At 75.3% G+C, this 23,546-nt stretch carries 23 protein-coding genes; 13 read left to right on the top strand and 10 right to left on the bottom strand.

All coding sequences use genetic code 11. The features are described 5' to 3' along the window. Nucleotides 1-17 precede the first annotated feature (17 nt). Genes fabG through HNR61_RS34630 form a run of 3 tightly spaced genes read left to right on the top strand, consistent with a single transcriptional unit; the run spans nucleotide 18 to nucleotide 2,119 of the window. Nucleotides 18-776 (top strand): 3-oxoacyl-ACP reductase FabG, encoded by a 759-nt coding sequence (gene fabG, locus HNR61_RS34640; RefSeq protein WP_182847350.1) that lies wholly within the window; start codon nucleotides 18-20, stop codon nucleotides 774-776. After that, nucleotides 773-1,366, top strand: a complete 594-nt coding sequence (locus HNR61_RS34635; RefSeq protein WP_182847349.1) for a TetR/AcrR family transcriptional regulator — start codon at nucleotides 773-775, stop codon at nucleotides 1,364-1,366. The genes fabG and HNR61_RS34635 overlap by 4 nt, the downstream gene beginning before the upstream one ends. Nucleotides 1,367-1,396: 30 nt before the next feature. Next, nucleotides 1,397-2,119 (top strand): VIT1/CCC1 transporter family protein, encoded by a 723-nt coding sequence (locus HNR61_RS34630; RefSeq protein WP_182847348.1) that lies wholly within the window; start codon nucleotides 1,397-1,399, stop codon nucleotides 2,117-2,119. Nucleotides 2,120-2,210: 91 nt separating this feature from the next. Here the strand turns inward: HNR61_RS34630 and HNR61_RS34625 are convergent, their stop codons facing one another. The 3 genes from HNR61_RS34625 to icmF are packed head-to-tail and all read right to left on the bottom strand — an operon-like array spanning nucleotide 2,211 to nucleotide 8,454. Continuing rightward, nucleotides 2,211-4,379, bottom strand: a complete 2,169-nt coding sequence (locus HNR61_RS34625) for a TerD family protein (protein ID WP_182847347.1) — start codon at nucleotides 4,377-4,379, stop codon at nucleotides 2,211-2,213. Between the two features lie 45 nt (nucleotides 4,380-4,424). Then, on the bottom strand, nucleotides 4,425-5,186 hold the full coding sequence (locus HNR61_RS34620) for a helical backbone metal receptor (protein WP_182847346.1): 762 nt from the start codon (nucleotides 5,184-5,186) through the stop codon (nucleotides 4,425-4,427). Between the two features lie 7 nt (nucleotides 5,187-5,193). Continuing rightward, nucleotides 5,194-8,454, bottom strand: a complete 3,261-nt coding sequence (icmF, locus tag HNR61_RS34615; protein WP_182847345.1) for a fused isobutyryl-CoA mutase/GTPase IcmF — start codon at nucleotides 8,452-8,454, stop codon at nucleotides 5,194-5,196. Nucleotides 8,455-8,527: 73 nt separating this feature from the next. Here icmF and HNR61_RS34610 point away from each other — a divergent pair, with 73 nt between their 5' ends. After that, nucleotides 8,528-9,043: a MarR family transcriptional regulator gene (locus tag HNR61_RS34610; protein ID WP_376770290.1), complete on the top strand. Its 516-nt coding sequence runs from the start codon at nucleotides 8,528-8,530 to the stop codon at nucleotides 9,041-9,043. 52 nt (nucleotides 9,044-9,095) lie between these two features. Here HNR61_RS34610 and HNR61_RS34605 read toward each other — a convergent pair whose 3' ends face one another. Further along, entirely contained in the window at nucleotides 9,096-10,256 is a 1,161-nt protein-coding gene (locus HNR61_RS34605; RefSeq protein WP_182847344.1) for an MFS transporter, read from the bottom strand. Between the two features lie 75 nt (nucleotides 10,257-10,331). Here HNR61_RS34605 and HNR61_RS34600 point away from each other — a divergent pair, with 75 nt between their 5' ends. Further along, nucleotides 10,332-10,865 carry a CGNR zinc finger domain-containing protein gene (locus tag HNR61_RS34600; protein WP_182847343.1) on the top strand — a complete coding sequence of 178 codons (534 nt, stop codon included), beginning with the start codon at nucleotides 10,332-10,334 and terminating at the stop codon, nucleotides 10,863-10,865. Nucleotides 10,866-10,939: 74 nt separating this feature from the next. Beyond that, nucleotides 10,940-11,362 carry a hypothetical protein gene (locus tag HNR61_RS34595; RefSeq protein WP_182847342.1) on the top strand — a complete coding sequence of 141 codons (423 nt, stop codon included), beginning with the start codon at nucleotides 10,940-10,942 and terminating at the stop codon, nucleotides 11,360-11,362. 6 nt (nucleotides 11,363-11,368) lie between these two features. Here the strand turns inward: HNR61_RS34595 and HNR61_RS34590 are convergent, their stop codons facing one another. Continuing rightward, nucleotides 11,369-12,847: an alpha-L-fucosidase gene (locus HNR61_RS34590; protein ID WP_182847341.1), complete on the bottom strand. Its 1,479-nt coding sequence runs from the start codon at nucleotides 12,845-12,847 to the stop codon at nucleotides 11,369-11,371. A 92-nt stretch (nucleotides 12,848-12,939) separates the two neighbouring features. Further along, the gene (locus HNR61_RS34585) at nucleotides 12,940-13,914 is read right to left on the bottom strand and encodes a DsbA family protein (RefSeq protein ID WP_182847340.1); all 975 of its coding nucleotides are present in this window, start codon (nucleotides 13,912-13,914) and stop codon (nucleotides 12,940-12,942) included. Between the two features lie 75 nt (nucleotides 13,915-13,989). Between HNR61_RS34585 and HNR61_RS34580 the strand changes: the two genes are divergently transcribed. The 4 genes from HNR61_RS34580 to HNR61_RS34565 are packed head-to-tail and all read left to right on the top strand — an operon-like array spanning nucleotide 13,990 to nucleotide 17,188. Continuing rightward, a complete protein-coding gene (locus HNR61_RS34580) occupies nucleotides 13,990-14,565 on the top strand; it encodes a TetR/AcrR family transcriptional regulator (protein WP_182847339.1) in 576 nt (191 codons plus the stop codon). A 28-nt stretch (nucleotides 14,566-14,593) separates the two neighbouring features. Further along, a complete protein-coding gene (locus HNR61_RS34575; RefSeq protein WP_182847338.1) occupies nucleotides 14,594-15,679 on the top strand; it encodes a serine hydrolase domain-containing protein in 1,086 nt (361 codons plus the stop codon). 23 nt (nucleotides 15,680-15,702) lie between these two features. Beyond that, nucleotides 15,703-16,626: an arginase family protein gene (locus HNR61_RS34570; RefSeq protein WP_312898244.1), complete on the top strand. Its 924-nt coding sequence runs from the start codon at nucleotides 15,703-15,705 to the stop codon at nucleotides 16,624-16,626. A gap of 31 nt (nucleotides 16,627-16,657) precedes the next feature. Then, complete coding sequence (locus tag HNR61_RS34565) at nucleotides 16,658-17,188, top strand: iron-containing alcohol dehydrogenase (RefSeq protein ID WP_182847446.1); 531 nt, start codon at nucleotides 16,658-16,660, stop codon at nucleotides 17,186-17,188. Here the strand turns inward: HNR61_RS34565 and HNR61_RS34560 are convergent. After that, complete coding sequence (locus HNR61_RS34560) at nucleotides 17,125-18,228, bottom strand: alpha/beta hydrolase (protein ID WP_182847337.1); 1,104 nt, start codon at nucleotides 18,226-18,228, stop codon at nucleotides 17,125-17,127. The genes HNR61_RS34565 and HNR61_RS34560 overlap by 64 nt on opposite strands. A 231-nt stretch (nucleotides 18,229-18,459) precedes the next feature. On the opposite strand from HNR61_RS34560, the gene HNR61_RS50180 reads away from it, so the two are divergent. Next, nucleotides 18,460-19,257 (top strand): tryptophan 2,3-dioxygenase, encoded by a 798-nt coding sequence (locus tag HNR61_RS50180; protein ID WP_182847336.1) that lies wholly within the window; start codon nucleotides 18,460-18,462, stop codon nucleotides 19,255-19,257. Further along, nucleotides 19,247-20,572: an FAD-dependent oxidoreductase gene (locus HNR61_RS34550; protein WP_182847335.1), complete on the top strand. Its 1,326-nt coding sequence runs from the start codon at nucleotides 19,247-19,249 to the stop codon at nucleotides 20,570-20,572. The genes HNR61_RS50180 and HNR61_RS34550 overlap by 11 nt, the downstream gene beginning before the upstream one ends. Here the strand turns inward: HNR61_RS34550 and HNR61_RS34545 are convergent. Then, nucleotides 20,508-21,941, bottom strand: a complete 1,434-nt coding sequence (locus HNR61_RS34545; RefSeq protein WP_182847334.1) for an MFS transporter — start codon at nucleotides 21,939-21,941, stop codon at nucleotides 20,508-20,510. The genes HNR61_RS34550 and HNR61_RS34545 overlap by 65 nt on opposite strands. A gap of 116 nt (nucleotides 21,942-22,057) precedes the next feature. On the opposite strand from HNR61_RS34545, the gene HNR61_RS34540 reads away from it, so the two are divergent. Then, nucleotides 22,058-22,297 (top strand): hypothetical protein, encoded by a 240-nt coding sequence (locus tag HNR61_RS34540; RefSeq protein WP_182847333.1) that lies wholly within the window; start codon nucleotides 22,058-22,060, stop codon nucleotides 22,295-22,297. On the opposite strand, the gene HNR61_RS50175 is transcribed toward HNR61_RS34540, so the two are convergent. Further along, nucleotides 22,294-23,211: an NTP transferase domain-containing protein gene (locus tag HNR61_RS50175; protein ID WP_182847332.1), complete on the bottom strand. Its 918-nt coding sequence runs from the start codon at nucleotides 23,209-23,211 to the stop codon at nucleotides 22,294-22,296. The genes HNR61_RS34540 and HNR61_RS50175 overlap by 4 nt on opposite strands. Further along, entirely contained in the window at nucleotides 23,201-23,509 is a 309-nt protein-coding gene (locus HNR61_RS34530; RefSeq protein WP_182847331.1) for a DUF3467 domain-containing protein, read from the bottom strand. The genes HNR61_RS50175 and HNR61_RS34530 overlap by 11 nt, the downstream gene beginning before the upstream one ends. Between the last annotated feature and the right edge of the window lie 37 nt (nucleotides 23,510-23,546).

Raw genomic sequence — 23,546 nt, 5'->3', positions numbered from 1 at the left:
CGTCAGGGAGGAACGACATGACCGAGCGGCAGCGGGTGGCGGTCGTCACGGGCGGCGCGCGCGGGATCGGGGCGGCCACGGCCGCGCGGCTGGCCCGCGACGGATTCGCCGTGGCCGTGTGCGACCTGGACGAGGCGGCGTGCGCCGCGACCGTCGAGCGCATCGCCGCCGACGGCGGGCGCGCCCTGGCCGTGGGCGTGGACGTGGCCGACCGCGAGCGGGTGGAGGCGGCGGTGGCGCGGATCGCCGCCGAGCTCGGCCCGCCGGTGGTACTGGTCAACAACGCCGGGATCATCCGCGACAACCTGCTGTTCAGGATGGGCGACGACGACTGGGACGCGGTCATCGCCGTCCACCTGCGCGGCGCGTTCCTGATGAGCCGCGCCGTGCAGCGGTACATGACCGACGCCGGATGGGGCCGCGTCGTCAACCTGTCGTCCACCTCGGCGCTGGGCAACCGCGGCCAGGCCAACTACTCGGCCGCCAAGGCGGGCCTGCAGGGCTTCACCAAGACCCTGGCGGTCGAGCTGGGCCGGTTCGGGGTGACGGTGAACGCCGTCGCGCCCGGGTTCGTCGTCACCGAGATGACGGCGGCGACGGCCGAGCGGATCGGCGTGGACTTCGAGGAGATGCAGGCCGCCGCCGCCCGGGAGATCCCGGTGCGGCGGGTGGGCCGTCCCGAGGACATCGCCGGGACGATCGCGTTCCTGGTGAGCGAGGACGCCTCGTTCGTGTCCGGGCAGGTCATCTATGTGGCGGGCGGTCCGAAGGCGTGACCGCCCCGCCCGCGCGGCGCGGTCCGGCACGGGACCGCGCCGCGACCGAGGAGTCGCTGCGGGACGCCGCCCTGCGGCTGCTGCGCGAGGGCGGCGTCCTCGCCGGGCTGAACCTGCGCGAGGTCGCCGACGCGGCCGGCGTGAACCGGGGCCTGGTGTACCAGTACTTCGGGTCGCGGCGGGCGCTGCTGCGCTCGGCGCTGCGGCGGCAGGCCCGGCGCAACGCCGCCGACGCGGCGGCGGCCTCGGCGGGGCCGATGCGCGACCGCCTGGCGCGGCTGCTGCTGTCGAACGTCCGGCGCCCCGAGGCCATCCGGCTGGTCACGCTGCTGGTGCTGGACGGCGACGACCGGCCCCGCATCCTGCCCAACCGGGGCGCGGGCCGCGCCGGACTCGCGGCCGAGGCCGAGCGCGGCGCGCTGGCCACCGGCGACGTGGACGCCGCGCACGCCGCGCTCGCCTCGGTGATCTACGGGTACACGCTGTTCCGCGAGCACCTGGCGCGGGAGATGGACGTCCCGGTGGAGGAGCTGGACGAGCGCATGGTGCCGTGCCTGGAGGCGCTGTTCACCCGCTCCCCCGGCGGGTAGGTCCCCCCGAGAAGATCATCGGGGGGTGGGATGGCGGCCGGTTCGGAACAGGCGGCGACGGCGCTGCTGGCCAGGCGCGCGGCCGAGGTGCAGCAGGGCGCGGCGCGGGCGGCGGTGCTGGGCGTCAACGACGGCCTGGTCAGCACGCTCTGCATCATCCTGGGCGTGGCCGGGGCCGGGTCGGACCAGACGGCGGTGCGGCTGGCGGGCCTGGCCGGGCTGGTCGCGGGCGCGGTGTCGATGGCGGCCGGCGAGTGGATCTCGGTGACCGCGCAGGTGGAGCTGTTCAAGGGCGTGCTGGCCGACCTGCGGGACCTGGTGCGCGACCATCCGGGCGTGGTGGCCGGGCGGCTGGAGTACGAGCTGCGCGAGGCCGGCTACAGCGACGCGACGGCGCGGACGGCGGTCGCGGAGGTCCGCCACGCCCCCGGGCGGCTGCTGGACGTGGCGGCCCGCCGGGTCGTCGGGATCAACCCCGGGGAGCTGGGGTCGCCGTGGACGGCGGCGGTGTCGTCGTTCCTGCTGTTCTCGCTGGGGGCGCTGGCGCCGCTGCTGCCGTGGCTGTTCACCGGCGGGGAGTCGGGGGAGGTGCTGTCGGTCGCCGCGACCGGGCTGGCGGGGCTGGTGGTGGGCGGTGTCGTGGCGCGCTCCAGCGGACGCTCGGTGCCCTACGGGGCGGTCCGCCAGCTGCTCATCATCCTGCTGGCGGCCGCCGTCACCTACTACGCCGGGGCGCTGTTCGGCGCCTCCTGACGGAACGTCAGGGGCGAGGAGAGCGAGGGGGCTAGGTACGAAGGTGTGAGAAGGAAGCCCCCTCATGGCCTCGCCACGGTCACCGTAGCAGCTAGGCGGGGACCAGGTCGCGCAGGTTTTCCGGGGTGATCGCGCGCGAGCCGTCGGGCAGGCCGCCCGGGCGTTCCAGGCCGACGAACGTGACCGGGCCGCCGGGCAGGCTCCGGCCGTCCCACAGCGTGACGCGGTCCCCCAGCAGGCCCGTCAGGTACCGCACGGTCAGGTGGCGGCGGCGGACGACGGCGCGCACCAGCCTCCCGACCGTCAGGCGGTGCCCCGACACCTGGTTGCCCCACGGGAGGCCGCGCAGGTACAGGTGCAGCCACTTGACGTACCAGTCGTCGCCGTCGCCGCGCATGAACACCAGCGGCAGCGCCACCCGGCCGGGGCCGCGCAGCTCCGACTTCGTGCGCACGGTGCGCGGCTCGAACGGGCGGCCCTTCTGCTCGGCGTCGCGCAGCATGTAGCCGAAGAACGACTCGGCGACCTCCTCGAAGCCCTCCCCCGCGAAGATGTTGACCTGCGGGACGACGAACGCCCCCCGCACGGCCCCCAGGCGCAGGTTGATGAACTCCGACGCCCCGTCGGGCGCGTCGGTGATGTCGCCGGAGTGCTCGCCCTCGGCGGAGGTGAGCGCGGTGTAGTCCAGCCAGCCCAGCGCGCCGTAGTCCTCGTCGAGCAGCAGCGCCGACAGGTCGTAGTCGGTGCGGGCGCCGGTCTGCCTCCAGTGGACGAAGAACCGCAGCAGCTCGCCCTCCACCTCCGCGGCCGAACCGCGCGGCAGCACGCCGAGTCCCGTTCCGGCCGCCTTGCCGCTGAGGGGCAGGGCGACGTCGAGGACCGCCGGGTCGACCAGCACCGGACCGGGCAGCACCCCGGGCAGGCGGCGGGCGGTCTCGGCGTCCAGCAGCGCGTTCAGGCGCTCGACGGCGGCGTACGGCACCGTCAGGCGGTGGTCGGGGGTCGTCCAGGCGCGGCCGAGGCGGTTGGTGAACACGCGGGTCACGCCGGTCTCGGCCGCGCGGTTCTGGAAGTGCTCGCGGACCGACAGCACGACACGGCCGGAGACGCGGTCGGCGACCCGCTCGGCGGCGGTCAGGACGAGGTCGCGTTCGTCGCGCGTGGACGCGGTGCGCAGCAGGCGGTCCAGGGCGCGGTACAGCCTGCCCGGGGCGTTCTCCAGCAGCGTGACGGCTCCGGCCACGTCGCCCTCGGCGAGCAGTTCCTCGACGCGGCTGTCGAACGTCCGCGCGGTCTTTTCACCGCGGGCGACGGCGAACACGTCGGCGGCGTGCGGCCAGCGCGGGTACTCGTGCGGGTGGAGGCGTTCGCCGAGGCGCTTCCACGGCTCGCGGTGGGCGTTGACGTCGGCGAGCTTGGCGGGGTCGGCGGCGACGACGGCGTCCAGGCCCGCCAGCAGGGCGCGGCGGACGCGGCGCGGCAGGTTCGCGAAGCGCGTCGGCTCCTGGAGGGTCACGTCGCCGCCGGACAGCGCGCAGGCCAGGCGGAGGACGTCGGTGACGGTGTCCAGCAGCAGGTCCGCGCCGAGGTCCAGGCGGACCCGGTTGACGACGGCGCGGTTCTCGCGGACCGGGATCGTGTCGGGCTGCGGGCCGTCCGCGCGGTGCTCGGCGAGGACGGCCAGGTCGCGCAGGCCGTCCTCGCCGAGCGGCGTGCCGCTCCCGGCGAGCGCCAGGTAGAGGGCGGTGGCCTCCGCGTCCAGGTCGCCGCCCAGGTGCAGGACCGTCACCCGGTCGCCCGCGGCGGCGATCAGCTCGTCGTGGTGGGCGAGCATCTCGGTGTAGGTGTGCTGGTATTCGCCGTAGCCGGGCAGGGCGAGCAGGTTCAGCACCCCGCTGCTCAGCCGGGTCTCCGCGCGGGTCCGGTGGACGTCGTCGGCGAACGTCTTCGCGACCAGCCCCATCCAGAACTCGAACGTGTCGGGCACGTTGTCCGGGAAGTCGATGAAGTACGCGTTGTGCTGGACGTGGTCGCCGACCATGCCGCGGACGGTGCGCAGCGTGTGCGCGGCGGTGTCGATGACGGTCCCGGCGGCCAGGCCCGACAGGTGTTCCAGCAGGTCCGCCGAGAGCTTGAAGCCGACCGACATCAGCGCGGCGTCGAACCGCCGCGCCGCCACGCCGCCGTCGCCCGCCGGGCCCTTCGGGGCGGGGACGCGGAGCGTGTGCCGGACGACCAGGGGTTCGAGGCTGCGGACCATGCCGGAATCGTCCCAGAACGACCGGCCCCGCCGCACTCGGGTTTCTCAGCCGGCGAGCCGCTCGCGGAGCGCGCCCGGGGCCTCGACCAGGGAGGGGCCGTACCAGGTGAGCAGGCGGCCGTTGACGAGGGCGGCGGGGATCCCGGGGAACGCCTCGGGGCCGTCGTCGGCGGTGAACCGGTACGGCTCGTCGGGCAGCACCACCAGGTCGGGTCCGGCGGCGTTGAGCTCGTCGAGGGGGATCTTCGGGTAGCGGTCGGGGTGGCCGGCGTACAGGTTGCGGACGCCGAGGCGGGCCAGGACGTCGCCGGTGAAGGTGTCGCGGCCGACGACCATCCAGGGGCGCCGCCAGATCGGGACGACCGCCGTGCGGGGCGGGCCGGGTTCGACGCCGGCCCACACGCGGGCGGCCTCGTCCAGCCAGGCGGGGGCGTCCAGGCGGCAGGCCCCGGCCAGCATCCGGCGCAGCGACGCCAGCGCCCCGTCCACCGTGCGGATCTCGGTCATCCAGACGGGGATCCCGGCGGCGCGCAGGGCCGCGACGTCGGGGGCGCGGTTCTCCTCGGTGTTGCCGAGGACGACGTCGGGCTCCAGCGCGACGATCGCCTCGACGTCGGGGTTCTTGGTGCCCCGGACGCGCGCGACGTCCAGGTCGCCTGGGTGGGTGCACCAGTCGGTCGCGCCGACCAGCAGGCCGCGGGCGGTCGCGGCGACCGTCTCGGTGAGGGACGGGACGAGGGACACCACGCGGCGCACCCGTTCCGGGACGGGAACGGGCGCGCCGGTGTCGTCGTGGACGAGCGTCATGCGCGGCTCAGACGTTGCGCCGGTACTGGCCGCCGACCTCGAAGAACGCGTCGGTGATCTGCTGGAGGCTGCACACGCGGGCGGCGTCCATCAGCACCTCGAACACGTTGCCGTCGGTGCGGGCGACCTCCTTCAGGCGGGCCAGGGCGGTCTCGGCGTCGTCGCGGTGCTCCTGCTGGAACCGCCGCACCCGCTCCAGCTGGGAGCGCTTCTCCCCCTCGGTGGCGCGGGCCAGCTCCAGCGGCGCCGCGGCTTCCTCGTCGCCGTCCGGGTTGCGGAAGGTGTTCACGCCGACGATGGGCAGCGAGCCGTCGTGCTTGCGCTGCTCGTACAGCATCGACTCGTCCTGGATGCGGCCGCGCTGGTAGCCGGTCTCCATCGCGCCGAGCACTCCGCCGCGCTCGCTGATCCGGTCGAACTCCGACAGCACCGCCTCCTCCACCAGGTCGGTGAGCTCGTCGATGACGAACGACCCCTGCAGCGGGTTCTCGTTCATCGCCAGGCCCCACTCGCGGTTGATGATGAGCTGGATCGCCAGGGCGCGGCGGACCGACGCGGCGGTGGGGGTGGTGACGGCCTCGTCGTAGGCGTTGGTGTGCAGGCTGTTGCAGTTGTCGTAGATGGCGATGAGCGCCTGGAGCGTGGTGCGGATGTCGTTGAAGTTCATCTCCTGGGCGTGCAGCGAGCGGCCCGAGGTCTGCACGTGGTACTTGAGCTTCTGGCTGCGCTCGTTGGCCCCGTAGCGCTCGCGCATGGCCACCGCCCAGATGCGGCGGGCGACGCGGCCGAGGACGCTGTACTCGGGGTCCATGCCGTTGGAGAAGAAGAACGACAGGTTGGGCGCGAAGTCGTCGACGTCCATGCCGCGCGCCAGGTAGGACTCCACGTAGGTGAGGCCGTTGGCGAGGGTGAACGCCAGCTGGCTGATGGGGTTCGCGCCCGCCTCGGCGATGTGGTAGCCGGAGATGGACACCGAGTAGAAGTTGCGGACCCGGTTGGCGATGAACCACTCCTGGATGTCGCCCATCATCCGCAGCGAGAACTCGGTGGAGAAGATGCAGGTGTTCTGCCCCTGGTCCTCCTTGAGGATGTCGGCCTGCACGGTGCCGCGCACGGTCGACAGCACCCCGGCGCGGATCCCGGCGGCCTCCTCCGCGTCGGGCTCGCGGCCGTGCTCCTCGCGGAAGCGGTCCAAGCCCTGGTCGATGGCGGTGTTGAGGAAGAACGCCAGGATCGTGGGGGCGGGCCCGTTGATGGTCATCGACACCGACGTGGTGGGCGCGCACAGGTCGAACCCGTCGTAGAGCGCCTTCATGTCGTCGAGGGTGGCGATGGAGACGCCGGAGGTGCCGACCTTGCCGTAGACGTCGGGGCGCTCGTCGGGGTCGCGGCCGTAGAGGGTGACCGAGTCGAACGCGGTGGACAGCCGGGTGGCGGGCTGGCCCTCCGACAGCAGCTTGAAGCGGCGGTTGGTGCGGAACGGGTCGCCCTCCCCCGCGAACATGCGGGCGGGGTCCTCGTTGTCGCGCTTGAACGGGAACACCCCGGCGGTGAAGGGGAACCTTCCGGGCAGGTTCTCGCGGCGCAGGAAGCGCAGCAGCTCGCCGTGGTCGCGGTAGCGGGGCAGCGCGACGCGCGGGATGCGGCTGCCCGACAGCGACTCGCGGGTCAGCCTCGTGCGGATCTCCCGGTCGCGGATCCGCACGACCTGCTCGTCGCCGGAGTAGGACTCCACGACGGCGGGCCAGGTCGCGACGAGGTCGGCGCTCTCGGCGCTGACGTCGCGGCGGGCCCGGTCGAGCAGCTCGCCGACCTCGGCGGCGGCGCCCTCCGACAGCTCGGCCCGGACCTCGTCCAGCCGCTGGACGCGGCGGACGGCCTCGACCTGGCGTTCGGTCTCGGCGTGGTAGCCGCGGACCGTCTCGGCGATCTCCGACAGGTAGCGGACGCGGCCCGGCGGGATGATCTGGGCGGCGCCGGTGGAGGTCCGGGTGTCCACCCTCGGCAGCGCGCCCTCCGCCAGGTGCAGGCCGTGGTCGGCGAGCAGCCCGGCCAGGTGCTGGTAGAGGGCGGTGACGCCGTCGTCGTTGAAGGTGGCGGCGCTGGTGCCGAACACCGGCATGTCCTCGGGGCGCTGCCCGAACGCCTCGCGGTTGCGGACCAGCTGGCGGGCCACGTCGCGCAGGGCGTCGGCGGCGCCGCGCCGTTCGAACTTGTTGATGGCCACCACGTCGGCGAAGTCCAGCATGTCGATCTTCTCGAGCTGGGAGGCCGCGCCGAACTCGGGCGTCATCACGTACAGCGACACGTCGACCAGCGGGACGATCGCGGCGTCGCCCTGGCCGATGCCGGGGGTCTCCAGGATGACCAGGTCGTATCCGGCGGCCTTGACGGCCTCCAGCACGCCCTCGATGCCCTCGGGCAGCTCGCGCGCGCCGCGGGTGGCCAGCGAGCGGAAGAAGACGTGGTCGCCGTCCAGGGAGTTCATGCGGATGCGGTCGCCGAGCAGGGCGCCGCCGCCGCGGCGCCGGGTCGGGTCCACCGCGATGACGGCGACGCGCAGCTTGTCCTGCTGGTCGACGCGCAGGCGGCGGACCAGCTCGTCGGTGAGGGAGGACTTGCCGGAGCCGCCGGTGCCGGTGATGCCGAGCACCGGGACGCGGCGGCGGGCGGCGGCCTCGTGGATGGCGCGCCGGTCCTCCTCGGGCAGCTTCCCGGCCTGGAGGCAGGTGAGGGCGCGGGCCAGGGCGCGGCGGTCGCCCGACAGCACCGCGTCGGCGGGCGCGGGGTCGGCGGCCAGGTCCACGTCGCAGTCGCGGACCAGCTCGTTGATCATGCCGGGCAGGCCGAGGCGCTGCCCGTCCTCGGGGGAGAAGATCCGCACCCCGGCGTCGGCGAGCCGGGCGATCTCCTCGGCGACGATGACGCCGCCGCCCCCGCCGAACACCTTCACGTGCCCGGCCCCGGCCTCGGCCAGGGACTTGGCCAGGTACTCGAAGTACTCGACGTGGCCGCCCTGGTAGGAGGAGACCGCCACGCCCTGGGCGTCCTCCTCCAGCACCGCGTCGACCACCTCGCGGACCGAGCGGTCGTGGCCGAGGTGGACCACCTCCGCGCCCTGGGACTGCAGGATGCGCCGCATGATGTTGATGGCCGCGTCGTGCCCGTCGAACAGCGCGGCCGCCGTCACGAACCGGACCGGGTGGACCGGCACGTGCAGCGATCCCGTGGAGCCCGTCACCGAGACCTCCGAATAACTCTTGGACATCCAATATTTGGAAGTTAAAATAGTTTCCGTGCGCGACTCCGTCAAGGGGGCGCGGGTACCGTACGGTGGGCCCGTGACCAGCCCCGACACCCCCCAGTCCAGCGACACGCGCGACCCGATCGCCGAGGCGCGCCGCCAGTGGAGCCTGCGCTGGCCCGAGCACGCCGACCAGATGGCGGCGGTCACCTCCGTCATGCGCGCCCAGCAGCTTCTGCTGAGCCGGGTGGAGGCGGTGCTGAAGCCGTTCGGCCTGACCTTCGCCGCCTACGAGGCGCTGCGGCTGCTGGCGTTCACCCGGGCCGGGGCGCTGCCGATGGGCAAGATGGGCGTGCGGCTGATGGTGCACCCGGCGTCGGTGACCAACGTGATCGGACGGCTGGAGCAGCGCGGCCTGGTCACCCGCGCCCCCTCCCCCGACGACCGCCGGGTGGTGCTGGCCGCGATCACCGACGCGGGCCGGGCGCTGGCCGAGGAGGCGACCGCGGCGCTGCACGGCGCCGACTTCGGCCTGCCGGGCCTGGACCCGGCGCAGGCGGCCCGGATCACCGAGGCGCTGCGCGCGGTCCGCGAGGTCGCGGGCGACCTGTAGCCCGCCCCGGCGGACCGGGACGGGCCGGGACGCGGCAGGCGCCCGCCGGGTCTCACGGCCGCGCCCGGTCGGCCATCGACAGCGCCACCGAGCTTCCGGTGACCGTCGCCGCCAGCAGCAGCAGCGCGGCGCCGCCGATCCCGGCGAACGCGCCCGCGACGGCCGCGCCCACCGAGGCCGTCGCCATCTTCAGCCCCGCGCTGGTGACGAACACCTGCGCACGCGCGGCGGGCGGGGAGTAGGCCGCGCGCGCCGCCAGGACGGCGGTGAAGGAGAGCGAGTTGGCGACGCCGATCAGCGCGAACCCGGCCAGCGCCACCGGGTAGCTGGGGGCCAGCGCGCACAGCGCCGTCACCGCCGCCAGGGCCGCGAACAGGCGGGTCGCCGCGCGTTCGGGCTCGCCGCGCAGCGGGACGGCCGTCACCAGCAGCGCCCCGGCCAGGCCGCCCAGGCCGAACGCCGTCGTCAGCGTCGCGCCCGCCTCCGCCGTCCCGCGCAGCCGGTCCCCGACCGCCGCCGCGATGACCGGCAGCGCGCCGAGCTGCGGGGCCGCCAGCAGGGTCATCACGGTCACGCGCCGCAGCTCGGGCCGCCGCCACAACGGCGCCATCCCCGCCCGGACGTCGGCGGGGGCGTCCGGGCGCGGCCGCGCGGCGGGCCGGGACGGCAGGGTCAGCGTCAGCGCCGCGGCGAGGACCGTCGCGGCGGCGAGTCCCAGCAGCGCCGCCACCGGCCCCCACGACGCGGAGGCGGCGGCGACCGCGGCCGGGCCCGCCGTGCCGCCGACACCGTAGGTGAGCGCGTCCCAGCCCTGGACGCGGCGATCCCCTCCCGCCGCGAGCCTGCTGCTCAGGCCGCCGGTCAGCAGCGGGCCGCAGCAGCCGGCCGCCGCCACGGCCAGCAGCGCCACCGGCAGCGGCGCGCGGCCGAGCGCGAGGGTCCCGGCGGTGAGCGCCGCGGCATAGATCGCGAAGGCCCCGGCCAGCAGGCGCCGGTCGTCGCCGGCGGCGTCGAGGCGGCGGGCCAGCCAGGGCCCCAGCAGGTGCGGGGCGCTCAGCGCGGCGGCCAGCAGCCCCCCGGTGGCGGCGGCGCCGCGCCCGCCGTCCGGCCGCAGGGCCAGCAGGACCAGGCCCACGGCGGCGCCGCTGTCGGACCCCCGGACCAGGATCGCGGCGGCCAGATAGCGGGCCAGACCGTCGGCTCCGAACGCCACACCGCCCCCTTCGTCACCATATTGACCGGTGACGCCACCTTGTCAGGTTCCGGCGTCACCGGTCAATATGGTGACGTGTTCACCTTCCTGAGCGGCCGGCTCTGCCTGGACCTCACCACCACCCTCCAGGTGCGCCACCACGATCGCCCCCGCGAGACCCTCACCGCGCCCGGCGACGTCCGCTCCTGGCTGGAGCGGTCCGGCCTGGTCGCCGGCGTCGAGGTGGACGCGGCCGGCCTGGAGCGGGTGCGGCGGCTCCGCGAGGCCGTCCACGACGCCGCCCGGGCCGTGATGGAACACCGCGAGCCCGACCCCGCCGACGTGGCGCTGCTGAACCGGACGGCCGGCCACCCGCCCCTGACGCCGGTCCTGGCCGACGGCGCGGTCCGCCACCACGGCGACCTGGACCAGGCGCTGTCCACCCTCGCCCGCGACGCCATCGACCTGCTGGCCGGACCGGCGGCCGGACGTGTCCGGCAGTGCGCCCACCCCGACTGCACGCGGCTGTTCCTGGACGCCTCCCACGCGGGGCGGCGCCGCTGGTGCGGCATGACCGCCTGCGGGAACAAGGCCAAGTCCGCCGCCTACCGCCGCCGCCGCTCACCCTAGAGGGCGGCGGGGAACTCCCTGGAAATCACCCGGACACGGCGGCATCGACCCTCACGACCGACCACAGGCGGGGCATGCTGCTGGACGCCCGGAAGGTCGGGCGCGACTGGAACGACGCGACGGTCCAGGCGACGGCCTTCGCGGCCAGCGCCCTGGGCGTGATGACGGTCGCGGCCCTGGTACCGCAGGTCCTGGCGTTGTGGGCGCGGCACCGTCGCGAACGTCCCGCGCTGACCGCGGTCGCCCTCGCCGCCGGGCCGCGCGGCGTGGTGGCGGCGCTGGCGGTCGTCGAGTCGTTCCACACCGGCCTGCTGGCGCAGGAGTTCCGCGACCGGCTCCAGGGGGTCCTGTGGCCGGTCGCCTGGGTGTGGCCGGTCCCGGCGGGCGCGGTGCTGTGCGCGCCGGGGATCGCCGTGCCCGGCGACATGGCGATGCCGGTGGCGTTCGCCGCCTGGGCGCTGACGGCCGGGCGGTCCCTCGGCGCGGCGTCGCGGTGACGCGGGTCAGCCGGTCACCGGTTTCACGGCGGCGGGCGGGGCGAAGCGCAGGGTGAACGCCTCCTTGTCGCGCGGGCGGGCCGGGAGGGTGACGCGGGTGCCGTGCGGGGTGTTCTCCCAGCGCAGGCGGTCGCGGGCGTTGCCCTGGTGGGCGGTGGCCCCGCGGGTGAGGCGGAGGTCGAGGTCCACGGTCCGTCCGTGCGGGACGCCGAGGACGATGGCGTGGACGGCGTCGGACGCGGCGGTGTAGCAGACCTTCAGCCCCTCGGTGGTGACGCCGCGGGAGCGCTGCCACTTGCGGGTGCCGTAGACCGCGTGCCCGTGGGCCTTCAGCCAGCGGCCGACGGCCAGCAGGCGTTCCTCCTGTTCGGGCGGGATGCGGCCGGTGCCGGTGGGGCCGACGTTGAGCAGCAGGTTGCCGCCGTCGGCGACGGTCTCGGCCAGGTAGTGGATCAGGGCGGCGGGCGTCAGGTAGGTGGCGTCGGACTCCAGGCGGTTGTAGCCGAAGGAGGTGCCGATGCCCCGGCACGCCTCCCACTTGCCGTTGGCCGGGGGCGTGCCCTCGCCGTACTCGACGGTGGCGAAGTCGGCGGGGACCCGGGAGGTGCCGCCCTCGCCGCTCTGGTCGAAGCGGTCGTTGACGACGCCGTCGGGGACCTGGCGGTAGTAGTCGCGGTGCAGGCCGGGGACGTCCTTGCCGGGGATGAAGCCGTAGTCGTTCCACAGCACGCTCGGCTTGTAGCGGGCGACCAGCTCGCGCCAGTGGGCGTCGGTGTAGCCCAGGTACCCGGGGGTGCGCGGCAGCGCGTTGATGAACGAGGCGTCGTCGGTGATGGGCAGGCCGCCGAACGTCCAGTCCATGCCGCCGCAGTAGTAGGCCCCGAAGCGCACACCGCGCCGGCGGAGCGCGGCGGCCAGTTCGCCGGGGACGTCGCGGGTGGACTGCCAGCGGGCCTTGCGGGGGTTGCGGTGGGCGCTCGGCCACAGCAGGAAGCCGTCCTCGGTCTTGGTGGTGAGGACGCCGTAGCGGGCTCCGGCGCGCTGGAACAGCTCCGCCCACGCGTCGGGGTCCCAGTCCCGGATGCTCCTGGTGCGGAACTCCTCCACGAACGCGTCGTAGGGCCGGTTGCCGTAGCGGGCGGCGTGGAAGCGGGCGGTCTCGCTGCCGGGGACGGCCAGGGTGTTCTGGTACATCTCGGCGTACGGCAGCAGCCGCCAGAGCTGCCGCTGCTTCCACTCCGGCTGGTTCGCCGCGCCGAACCCCAGCTCGTTCACCGAGGTGAGGGGCGCGTAGGCGGGGATGGCGGCGGGGTTCCAGTGGACGAAGACGCCGAACTTGGCGTCGTCGTACCAGGCGGGAAGCGGCCGGGCCGCATGGGCGGGGCGAGGGGAGGCCCCGGCGAGCCCGGCCGCGAGCGCGGTGGCGGCGGTTCCCTGGAGGACGGTCCTACGGCTGACGGCGAACGGGAGCGGAGCAGGCGTCATTCCCTCACGGTAAGTAACCGTTCGCGGCTTTTCCTCCTCCGTCACAACGAGACCGCCGCGGCACCCTGGGACCATGCGCCCGGCGGTTCCTCCTACCCGAGGGCGGGGGTCATCGCGGCCGCCAGGGTCAGGTGGCGGGCCGCCCCGGCGTCGTTCTGGCGGTGCAGGGTGCGGCCGAGCAGGTGGCGGGCGTAGGAGTCGTCGGGGTGGTCGGCGACCAGGCGTTCCAGGGTGGCGCGGGCGCGGTTGAGCTGGGCGGAGGCGTAGTAGGCGCGGGCGGCCAGCAGGCGCACGCCCCGGTCGCCGCCGTGCTCGTCCAGCAGGGGGCGCAGCAGGGTGAGCGCGCCGAGGGGGTCGCGGGCGGTCAGCAGCGACTCGGCGAGGCGCAGCCGTTCCACCTCGGCCGGCACGGGACGGGGCGGGTGCGCGGCGGCGTCGGCCAGGAACCCACGGACCGCCTCGGGGGCCTGGGCCCCGGCGAGGGCGCGGCCGTGGGCGACCAGGGTGGGCGAGGTGCGGACGCCGCGCGCCTTCCCGGTGAGCAGGCGTTCGGCGACCAGGGCGCGGCCCGCGCCGGTGGCGAGCAGGGCCGGGCCCTCGGCGAAGCCCGCGTCGCGGGCGACGGCGGCCAGCACGGCGGGGTCGCCGATGTCGGCGGCGTCGATCCAGTGCGCCTTCAGGACGCGTTCGGCCACGGCGTCCTGGAGCGGCGCTCCCCCGGTCTCCCCGGCCAGCGCGATCAGGCGGTGCGCGTCGCCGCTGTCGGCGCGCCAGGCCGCGCCCCAGCGCGGGCCCAGGCCCTCGGCCGCCGCGACCGCGGAGACGCGGACGCGGTTCTGCGCGGGCGTCAGGTGCGGGGCGCAGGCGCGCAGCGCGTCGTCGACCATCGGGTCCCGGTACAGCTCCTCCAGCGGTGTGGCGCGCGGCGGCGCGGTCGGGTCGATGCGGAACGGCCGCCACGCCACCTCCACGGGCGGGCCGTCCCAGCCGGCCAGGGCCTTCTCCAGCCGCCGCTTGCCGATGTACGCCCACGCGCAGACCACGTCCGCCCAGATCTCGATTCGCATGGCGGCCACACTAAACGACACCTGTCGCTTAAACAACATGTGTTGTTTAAGCGACGCTTGTCGTATGGTGGCGGGGTGAACCCCGACGATCCGCGCGCGCGGCGCACCCGGGCCCGGCTGAAGCAGGCGGTCCTCGCCCTGGTCGCGGAGCGGGAGGCCGGCGCGATCACGATGGCGGCGGTGGCCCGGCGCGCCGAGGTGAACCGGGCGACGGTCTACCTCCACTACCCCGACGTGGACGCCCTGGTCGCCGCCGCGATGGAGGACGCGGTCGCCGAGCTGGCGCGGGCGGCGGCGCTGTGCCCGCTGGACGCGCCGCCGGACCGCGCGCCCGAGCCGCTGGTGGGGCTGTTCGAGCACGTCGCGGCCAACGCGGCGCTGTACGCGCGGATGCTCGGCCCGCACGGCAGCGCGCGCTTCACCGCGGGGATGCGCGCGCGCCTCACCGCCGAGCTGGCCGCGGGCTTCGCCGAGGGGCGGCGGCCGGACGGCTGCGCGGCCGTCCCGGCGGAGACGCACGCCGCGTACCTGGCCGGGGCGCTCGTCGGCGTGATCGCCCACTGGGTCGCCCGGGACCGCCCGGAACCCCCGGCGGAGATCGCCTCCGCGTTCTGGGCCCTGTTCCGCGGCGGATCCGTGCCGGTAGCGTGAGCGCCGGACCGAGCGCGGGGAGGCCGGTGTGGCGGAGCGGGTGTCGGGTGGAGTGCGCAGCGGGTTCGAGGCCGTGCGGGAGGTGTTCGCCGAGGCGGCGGCGGCCAAGCCCGGCGTGAACGCGGCGGTCGCCGCGCACGTCGGCGGGGAACGCGTCGTCGACCTGTGGACGGGCCCCGGCTACGGGCCCGACAGCCTCCAGGGCGTCTACTCGGTGACCAAGGGCGTGGCGGGCGTGGCCGTCGCGCTGCTCGTCGAACGCGGGCTGCTCGACCCCGACCGGCCGGTCGCCGGCTACTGGCCGGAGTTCGCGCGGGCGGGCAAGGAGCACGTCACCGTCCGCACGCTCGCCGCGCACCGGGCCGGGCTGCTCAACGTCGACGGCGGCTTCACCGTCGAGGAGCTGATCGGGCACACGCGGCTCGCCGAACGCCTCGCCGCCCAGGCCCCGGTCTGGGAGCCGGGCACCCGGCACGGCTACCACGCGCTGACGATCGGGACGCTCGTCGACGAGCTGGTCCGGCGCGTCACCGGGACGTCCCTCGGCGAGTACTACCACCGCGAGATCGCCGGGCCGTACGGGGCGGACTTCTTCATCGGGCTGCCCGAGGGCGAGGAGCCGCGCGTGGTGCAGCCCAAGCCGCTGTTCTTCGGCGGCGACAAGGGGATCCCCGACTTCATGCCGGAGCTGTTCGCGGTCGCGATGAACCTGGAGTGGGGCGGCGGGGACGGCGACCTGCTGGCCCGGCGCGACTTCCGGGCGGCCGGGGTGCCGTCGATCGGCGGGTTCGGCAGCGCGCGGGGCGTGGCGGCGGTGTACGCGGCGGCCCTCGGCGGGCTGCTGTCGCCGGAGACGATCCGCGAGGTGAGCGCGGTGGTCAGCGACGGCGAGGACGCCGTGATCGGCTTCCCGACGCGGTACGGGATCGTGTTCGAGCTGTCCCCGGCGGGGCGGCCCGCCGCGTTCGGGCACTCGGGCGCGGCGGGCGCGCTCGGCTACGCCGACCCCGAGACGGGGGTGGCGTTCGGGTTCACCACCGACACTCCGAGCATCCCGGGCCCGGCCGACCCGATGACCCTCGACCTGACCAAGGCGATCGTCGCCGCGCTGTGACGGGACCGAGAGCGGAGGACCCGGTGGAACGCCGGATCGCGATCCTGGACGCCCCCTGCGGCCTGGGCCTGCGGCCGCCGCGCCCGGGGCACGAGCCGGGCTGCCGGTTCGCGCCCGACGCGCTGCGCGGGCACGGCCTGGTGGAACGGCTCGGCGCCGAGGACGCCGGGCGGGTGACGCCGCCGCCCTACTCCCCCGACCCGGAGCCGGTGACCGGCTACCGCAACGGCCTCGGCATCGCCGCCTACGCCGACGACCTGGCCGGCCGGGTCGGGGAACTGCTGGACGCGGGGCGGTTCCCGCTGCTGCTGGGCGGCGAGTGCGGCATCGCGCTCGGCCCTGCGCTGGCGCTGCGGCGGCGCGGCGCGTTCGGGCTGGCCTACCTGGACGGGCACGACGACTACTCGCCCCGCCGCGACCCCGAGCGGTTCGCGGGTGAGCTCACCGCCGGAGGCTCGGCGCTGGCGCTGGTCACCGGGCACGGTCCGGCGCCGCTCAGCGACCGGCACGGGCTGGGGCCGTACGTGGCCGAGGAGCACGCGGTGCACGTCGGACGGCAGGTGGAGCCGGAGGACGTCGAGGGCTGGGACCTGGAGGTCTTCGAGCGGTCGGCGGTCCGCAGGTACCCGATCGAGTACGTCCGCGAGCACGGCGCGCGGGCGGCGGCCGACGCGGCGCGGGCCGACCTGGAGGCCGCGCCCGTCGAGGGCTTCTGGATCCACGTGGACGTGGACGTCCTCGACCGCCGCGTGATGCCCGCCGTGGACTCCCCCAACCCCGACGGGATCGACCTGGCGGAGTTCACCACCGTGCTGGGCGTGCTGGCGGCGAGCCCGCGCGCCGTCGGCGCGCACGTGACCATCTACGACCCCGAACGCGACCCGGACGGCTCGTGCGGCGCGGCGCTCGCCGACGCGCTCGTGGCCGCGTTCCGGCCCGCCGGGTAGGGCCCGCCGCCGTTGACCTGCCGGCCCGCGGCTGAAGCTCGGGCCGGGCGCGTGCGAGGAGATCGGGCACGACCTGGCGCAGCACGGCGTGCGCACCGCGCTGGTCGTCACCGACGCGATGAAGGCCTACGGGATCGCGGCCGAGGTCTACGACGGCGTCCACGTCGAGCCGGCCGACGCCGGCCTGCGCGCCGCCGCGGAGCACGCGCGCGGCGGCGGGCCGTGGAAGGCGTTCGTCGCGGTCGGCGGCGGGTCCGGCATCGACACCGCCGAGCACCTGAACCCGCCGGTCGGCGGGGACCGCCCGGCGCGCGCCGACATGGCCCTCGCCGCGACGTTCGCGGGCCTGGGGTTCGGGAACGCGGGCGTCCACGTCCCGCACGGCATGGCGGTGGCGCCGACCGCGCCGGAGGCGTTCCGCTTCACCTTCCAGGCGCGATGCGGCAGCAGCGGCTGCTGGAGATCTCCCGCGACCGCGCCTGAGGGCGGGGGCGCGGGTCAGCGTTCGCGGATCCAGCCGTCGATGAGGTCGGCGGCCAGCGGGCGCGACTCCGGCAGGTAGTGGCCGTCGCGGACGAGCTCCAGCCGCTTGTCCTCCGCGGAGATCGCGCCGAGCACCGCCCGCGCGTCGCTGTCGAACACGCCCTCGTCGGCGGTCGCGTGGATCACCAGCGACGGGACGGCGACGCGCGCCAGGTGCGGGGCGGCGGCGCACTGCGAGGTGCGCAGGCTCCACATCGACAGCCAGGTCCGCAGCGTGCACAGCGCGCCGATGCCGAACACGCCGTAGTTGGCCTTCGCCGGTTCGCCCTGGTAGCACCGGTTGGGCCGCCGGTCGGACGGCTCGATCGACGGGTCGATCATCCGCAGGTCGGCCCAGGTGCGGTGGACGTTGAACAGCCGGTCGCGGGCGCGGGTGCCGCGCAGGGCGTCGAGCCGCTCCAGGACCCGGTCGGTGACGCGCTCGTTGCGGGCGCGCTGGGCGGCGCGGTAGCGGGCCTGGAACTCAGGGCTGTACGGCGGCCCGTTCGCGGGGTCGAAGGGGTCCAGCTCCGGGTCCACCGACAGCGGGTCGGCCTCGTCGGTGACCGAGGGGTCCATCCAGTTGGTGAGGACCTCGGGGCGGCCGGAGTGGGCGGCCAGCGCGACGAACAGGTCCCCGGCGGGCAGGTCCTCGATGGCGGCGACGGGCCGCATCCCGGCGACCGGGGTGACGTTGGGCTCGACGGCCTGGGACTGGTAGGCGGCCATCAGCGAGCCGCCGCCGGAGTTGCCGAGCAGCACGACGCGCTCGACCCCGGCCCGCTCGCGCAGCCAGCGGACGCCGACGCCGATCTCGGCGAGGGCGTGGTCGAGCAGGAAGTACGCCTCGGCGCCCCGGAAGCGGGTGTTCCAGCCGAGGAAGCCGTGGCCGCGCGCCGCCAGGTGCTCGGCGAGGTAGTGCTCGGAGAAGTCGACGTTGTAGTGCGCGGCGATGAACGCCGTCGTGGGCGCGGCCCCGGCGGGCCGGTGGTAGACGCCCTGGCAGGGGTGGCCGCCCGCGCCCGCCCGGCCGACCAGCGGCGACGGCAGCCCCACGAACTCCCTGACGATCCCGGCCATCGGGCCCTCCTCCGAATCGGATTCTGGTCGCAGGCTAGCGGAGGCCGGTCCGCCGAACGGGCCGGACGTTCCGGGACGCCCCACAGATCACGTTTCGATAACTCATCTCCCTCCACTCCCTGACGAAGGACCGGTCCATCGACCTAGGGTCTGCCGGGTATCTACCGGTCAGGATGGTTCTGAGAGGATCACCGGGCTCGGTACGACGGGGTACCGGGAGGAGGGGACGCGGTGGCGGACGAGAACATCACCTACGGGAGCTATCTGCGCCTGGACGAGCTGCTGGACTGCCAGCGGCCGCGCACCGACGCGCACGACGAGCTGCTCTTCGTGATCATCCACCAGGTGTACGAGCTGTGGTTCAAGCAGATCCTGCACGAGGCCGGGCTGTTGCAGCGGCGGCTGGCGGAGGGGGGCAGCGCGGGCGCGCTGCGCACCGCCCGCCGGATCACCAAGATCCTCAAGACCATCGTGGGGCAGATGGACGTGCTGGAGACGATGACGCCCCGGCAGTTCGCCACGTTCCGCGACGAGCTGGGCACCTCCAGCGGCTTCCAGTCGGCGCAGTTCCGCGAGCTGGAGGCGGTGCTGGGGCGGCGCGCGTTCCCCGCCTCGGACCTGCGCGACGACGCGCGGCTGCGGGCGGCGGTGCGTCGGCCGTCCCTGCTGGACTCGCTGCTGCGCTACCTGGCCGTCCAGGGCTACGCGGTGCCGCACGCGGCGCTGGAGCGGAACGTCGCCGAGCCGTGGCTGCCCGACCCGGACCTGCAGAAGGTGCTGCTGGAGGTGTACGCCGACGAGAACGGCCCGGCCGCCGAGGTGTGCGAGGCGCTGGTCGACATCGACGAGGGCGTGCAGGAGTGGCGGTACCGGCACGTGAAGATGGTCGAGCGGACCATCGGCGCCAAGCTGGGCACGGGCGGGTCGGCCGGGGCCGACTACCTGCGCTCCACCCTGTTCGCCCCGGCCTTCCCGGACCTGTGGGAGGTCCGGTCGCAGATCGAGGAGACCGTGGTCCATGGCGCGTGAGACCGGTGGGGAACGGATCGCGATCGTCGGCGCGGGCCTGGCGGGGGCGCTGCTGGCGACGCTGCTGGGACGGCGCGGCCTGGCGGTGACGGTGTACGAGCGGCGCCCCGACCCCCGGGTCGCCGGGGCCGAGCGGGGCCGCTCCATCAACCTGGCGGTGTCGGCGCGCGGCCTGGCCGCCCTGGAGCAGGTCGGCCTGCGCGACCAGGCGCTCAAGCGGGCGCTGCCGATGCACGGCCGGAGGGTCCATCCCCTGCGCGGGGAGGTGAACTTCCAGTCCTACAGCGCCGACGGCACCCGGGCCATCAACTCGATCAGCCGCGCCGAGCTGAACCAGGAGCTGCTGGACGCCGCCGAGGCCACCCCGGGCGTGACGCTGCGGTTCGGGCGGAAGGTGACCGGCGTGGACGCCGACGCCGGGCTGCTGACGATGGAGGGCCCGGACGGGCCCGAGACCGAGTCCGCGACGGTGATCCTGGCCGGGGACGGCGCCTACAGCGCGGTCCGCCGCGCGGTCGGGTTCGACGCCGACCTGGACTTCCTGGAGCACGGCTACAAGGAGCTGACGGTCCCGGCGCGCGACGGGGACTTCGCGCTGGACCCCGACGCGCTGCACATCTGGCCGCGCGGCACCTCCATGATGATCGCGCTGCCGAACCTGGACCGGTCGTTCACCTGCACGCTGTTCTGGCCGAAGGACGACCTGACGGCGCTGGACACCCCCGCCAAGGTGACCGCGCACTTCCGCGAGCACTACCCGGACGTGGTCGACCTGATGCCGGGGCTGACCGGCGACTACGCCGCCAACCCCAACGGCTCGCTGGTGACGGTGCGGTGCTGGCCGTGGGTGCGGCGGGGGCGGACCGCGACGGTGGCGCTGCTGGGCGACGCCGCGCACGCGATCGTGCCGTTCTACGGGCAGGGCGCCAACTGCGCGTTCGAGGACTGCATCGAGATCGACCGGTGCCTGACCGAGGCGGACGGGCACTGGCCGCGCGCGCTGTCGCTGTACCAGGAGCGCCGCAAGGCCAACACCGACGCCATCGCCGAGATGGCGCTGGACAACTTCGTCGAGATGCGCGACCGGGTGTCCCAGCCGCTCTACCGCGCCACCCACGCCGTCCAGCACGCGCTGGAACGGCGGCTGGCCGGGCGCTACGTGTCGCGGTACGAGCTGGTGTCGTTCAGCACGATGCCGTACGCGCGGATCCCCGCCCGCCTGCGCAGGCAGAACCTGGCGCTCGGCGGGGTCACGCTCGCGACCGGGCTGCTGGCCGGGGCCGCCGTTCGCGCCGCGCGGCGGAGGGGCCGCTGAGCAGGTCGTAGCCGGCGGCGACCAGGGCGGCGAGCACGAACGCCAGCACGACCAGCAGGCCGTGCCGGAACGCCACCGCCCAGTCGCCGCCGTTGGCGACCGTGGCGAAGAACACCGCGCCGGTCACGGCGATCCCGACGGCGGTGCCCAGCCGCTGCCCGGTCTGCAGCACCCCGGCGGCGCTGCCGCCCTCGGCGACGGGGACCTGCGACAGCGTGATCGTCTGGTTCGGCGAGATGACCAGGCCGCTGCCGATCCCGGCCAGCAGCAGCGGCGGCGCCGTCCACCAGGCGACCCCGCGCCCGGGGTGCAGCTCCACCGCCAGCCAGGCCGCCGCCAGCCCGAACGCCACCAGCGCCAGCCCGGCGGCGACCAGCGGGCGGCCCAGCCGCCCCACCAGCCGCCCGCCCAGCACCGAGGCGGCGCCGGACCCGACCGCGAACGGCGTGATCGCCAGCCCGGCGGCCAGGGCGCTGTAGTGCAGGCCGTTCTGCAGGTACAGGGTGAAGATGAAGAAGACCGCGGTGAACCCGGCGAAGTACAGCAGAGCGATCGTGGCGCCCAGCGCGTAGGACCGCAGGCGGAACAGCGACAGGTTCACCAGCGGGGCCGCGCAGCGCCGTTCCCAGCGCGTGAACGCCGCCAGCACCGCCACGCCCGCCGGGACCAGCAGCCACTTGGCCCAGCCGTGCCACTGCTGCTCCTGCGCCAGCGGCAGCATCAGCGCCGTCACGCCCGCCCCGAGCAGCACCACCCCGACCGGGTCCTGGCCCCGCCGCGGCCCGCGCACCGGGGGCGGCAGCAGCCGCCGGGCCAGCACCAGCCCCACCAGGCCGACCGGCAGGTTGACCAGGAACACCCACCGCCAGCCGTGCTCCGGCCCGGCCAGCGCGATCAGCGCGCCGCCCAGCATCGGCCCGACGGCGGTCGCCACGCCGATGACGCCGCCGAGCGCCCCGAACGCCCGCCCCCGCGACGGCCCCTCGAAAAGCTGCTGGATGAGCCCGGCGACCTGCGGGTTCAGCAGGCCCCCGGCCACGCCCTGCACCAGCCGCGCCGCCACCAGCCAGCCGATGGCCGGCGCGAGGCCCGCCATCGCCGAGGCGGCGGTGAACAGCGCCAGCCCGCTCATGAACACCGCGCGGCGGCTGCGGGCGTCGCCGAGCCGCCCGGCCGGGACCAGCACCAGCCCGAACGCCAGCGCGTACCCCGACAGCACCCACTGCAGGCCCGCCTCCGAGGCGTCCAGCCCCGAGCGGATCGAGGGCAGCGCGACGTTGACGATGCTGACGTCCAGCAGGGTCATGAACGACGCGACCAGGCAGACCGACAGCGCGCGCCACGGCCGGACGTTGACGGGCGTGTCCATGGGGTGGGACCTGTCCGGCGGGCGGGCCCCCAAACGTGCGGTGCGCCACCCGCCGACCAGGACGATCACGCCGGGCCGCGTACCGGCGGGCCGGGCGGCTGTGCCACAGTGAGCGGGTGACCGAGACGCCGCCGGGCAACGCCCCCGAGGAACCGATCTGCTCCGCCAAGGGCTGCCGCGCCCCCGCCGCGTGGGCGCTGCGCTGGAACAACCCCAAGATCCACACCCCGGACCGGCGGAAGATCTGGCTGGCCTGCGAGGAGCACCGCGAGAGCCTGACGGCGTTCCTGGACCGCCGCGACTTCCTGAAGGACGTGGTCCCGGTCGCCGACCGGGACGCGCCCGCCGACGCCTAGTCGATCACGGCCTGTTCGGTCACGGCCTGTTCGGCCCCGGCCTGCCCGGTCGCGCCGGGCCGGTCCTTCCAGCACTCGGCCATCTCGGTGAGCCGCGCCGCCGCGTCCCGGGCCGGGATGCCCTTGCCCACCGCCAGGCCCAGCAGGTAGGCGGTCACCGGGGCGCCCGGCCGGGTCACCTGGTGGGCGACGTCGCGCGCCAGGTCCAGCACCAGATCGCGGTCCAGGTCGTCGCGGGCGACGCCGAGTTCGAGGCACACGGCCTTGATCCAGTCCTCCAGCATGCCGTTCCTCCCCCTAGATGGACCTCCACTGTCGCACGGGTCGGCCGCGGCGAGCAGGTCGGCCCTGGCCAGCGTGTCGGGGGTGTCGCAGTCGTACCACGGGGGACGCTCCCCCGCCTCGGCCGTCACCGGCACCGGCTCCAGGGGGCGCAGCAGCCCGTGCAGGGAGGAGCGGGTGTAGCCGCGCAGGGCCGCGCGCAGGGCCGCGGTGCGCCAGCATCCGGCCAGCCACTGCTCGCGGCCCCGGTCGTCCAGCAGGACGGCCCCGGCCGCGTCGCGGGCGGCCTCCCGCAGGGCGGTCACGTGCCGGGCGCGCAGGAACGGCAGGTCGGCGGCGAGCAGCACCACCCACGGCGCGTCCACCTCGGCCAGCCCGGCGCGCAGCGCGGGCACCGGGCCCGCGCCGGGCGGGTCCTCCCGGACGGTGACCGCGTCCGGGACGGCGTCGCGGGGCGGGCCGACCACGACCAGGCGGCGCGCCCCGGCGGCGGCTCCGGCGACCCACGCCAGCAGCGGGCGGCCGCCGACGGCGGCGGCGGGCTTGTCGGCCCCGCCGAGCCTGCGGGCCTGCCCCCCGGCCAGGATCACCGCGTCGAACGGCCCGGGCGGCCCGGTCGGGTCAGGCGTCACGCCGCCGTCCCGCGTGGTCGCGCTCGTAGGCGCTGAGGTTGTGCTCCAGGGCCTTCATCAGCTCCCACACCTGCCCGGGCGGGAACCGGACGCGGGCGACGACCCGGGCCGGGACGTGCACGTACTGCTCGCCGGTCTCGGCGTCGTCCATGATCTCCGGAGGACGCACCTCGGTCGCGAAGTCCAGCACCAGGCTGTCCTGGGTCCGCCACACCGACGCGAACCCGGCGAACGTGCCGACCTCGTGCTCGGGCGGGACGGTGATCTCGACACGGTGTTCAGGCGGCTGGTCCGTCACTCCGCCATCGTCGCACGTCGCTGACCGTTCCGGGCGG

Origin of the sequence: Actinomadura kijaniata (assembly GCF_014138665.1) — a bacterium.
Taxonomy (GTDB): Bacteria; Actinomycetota; Actinomycetes; order Streptosporangiales; family Streptosporangiaceae; genus Spirillospora; species Spirillospora kijaniata.
Note: the sequence above shows the minus strand (reverse complement) of the source record. Positions and strands in the feature narration are given on the sequence as shown.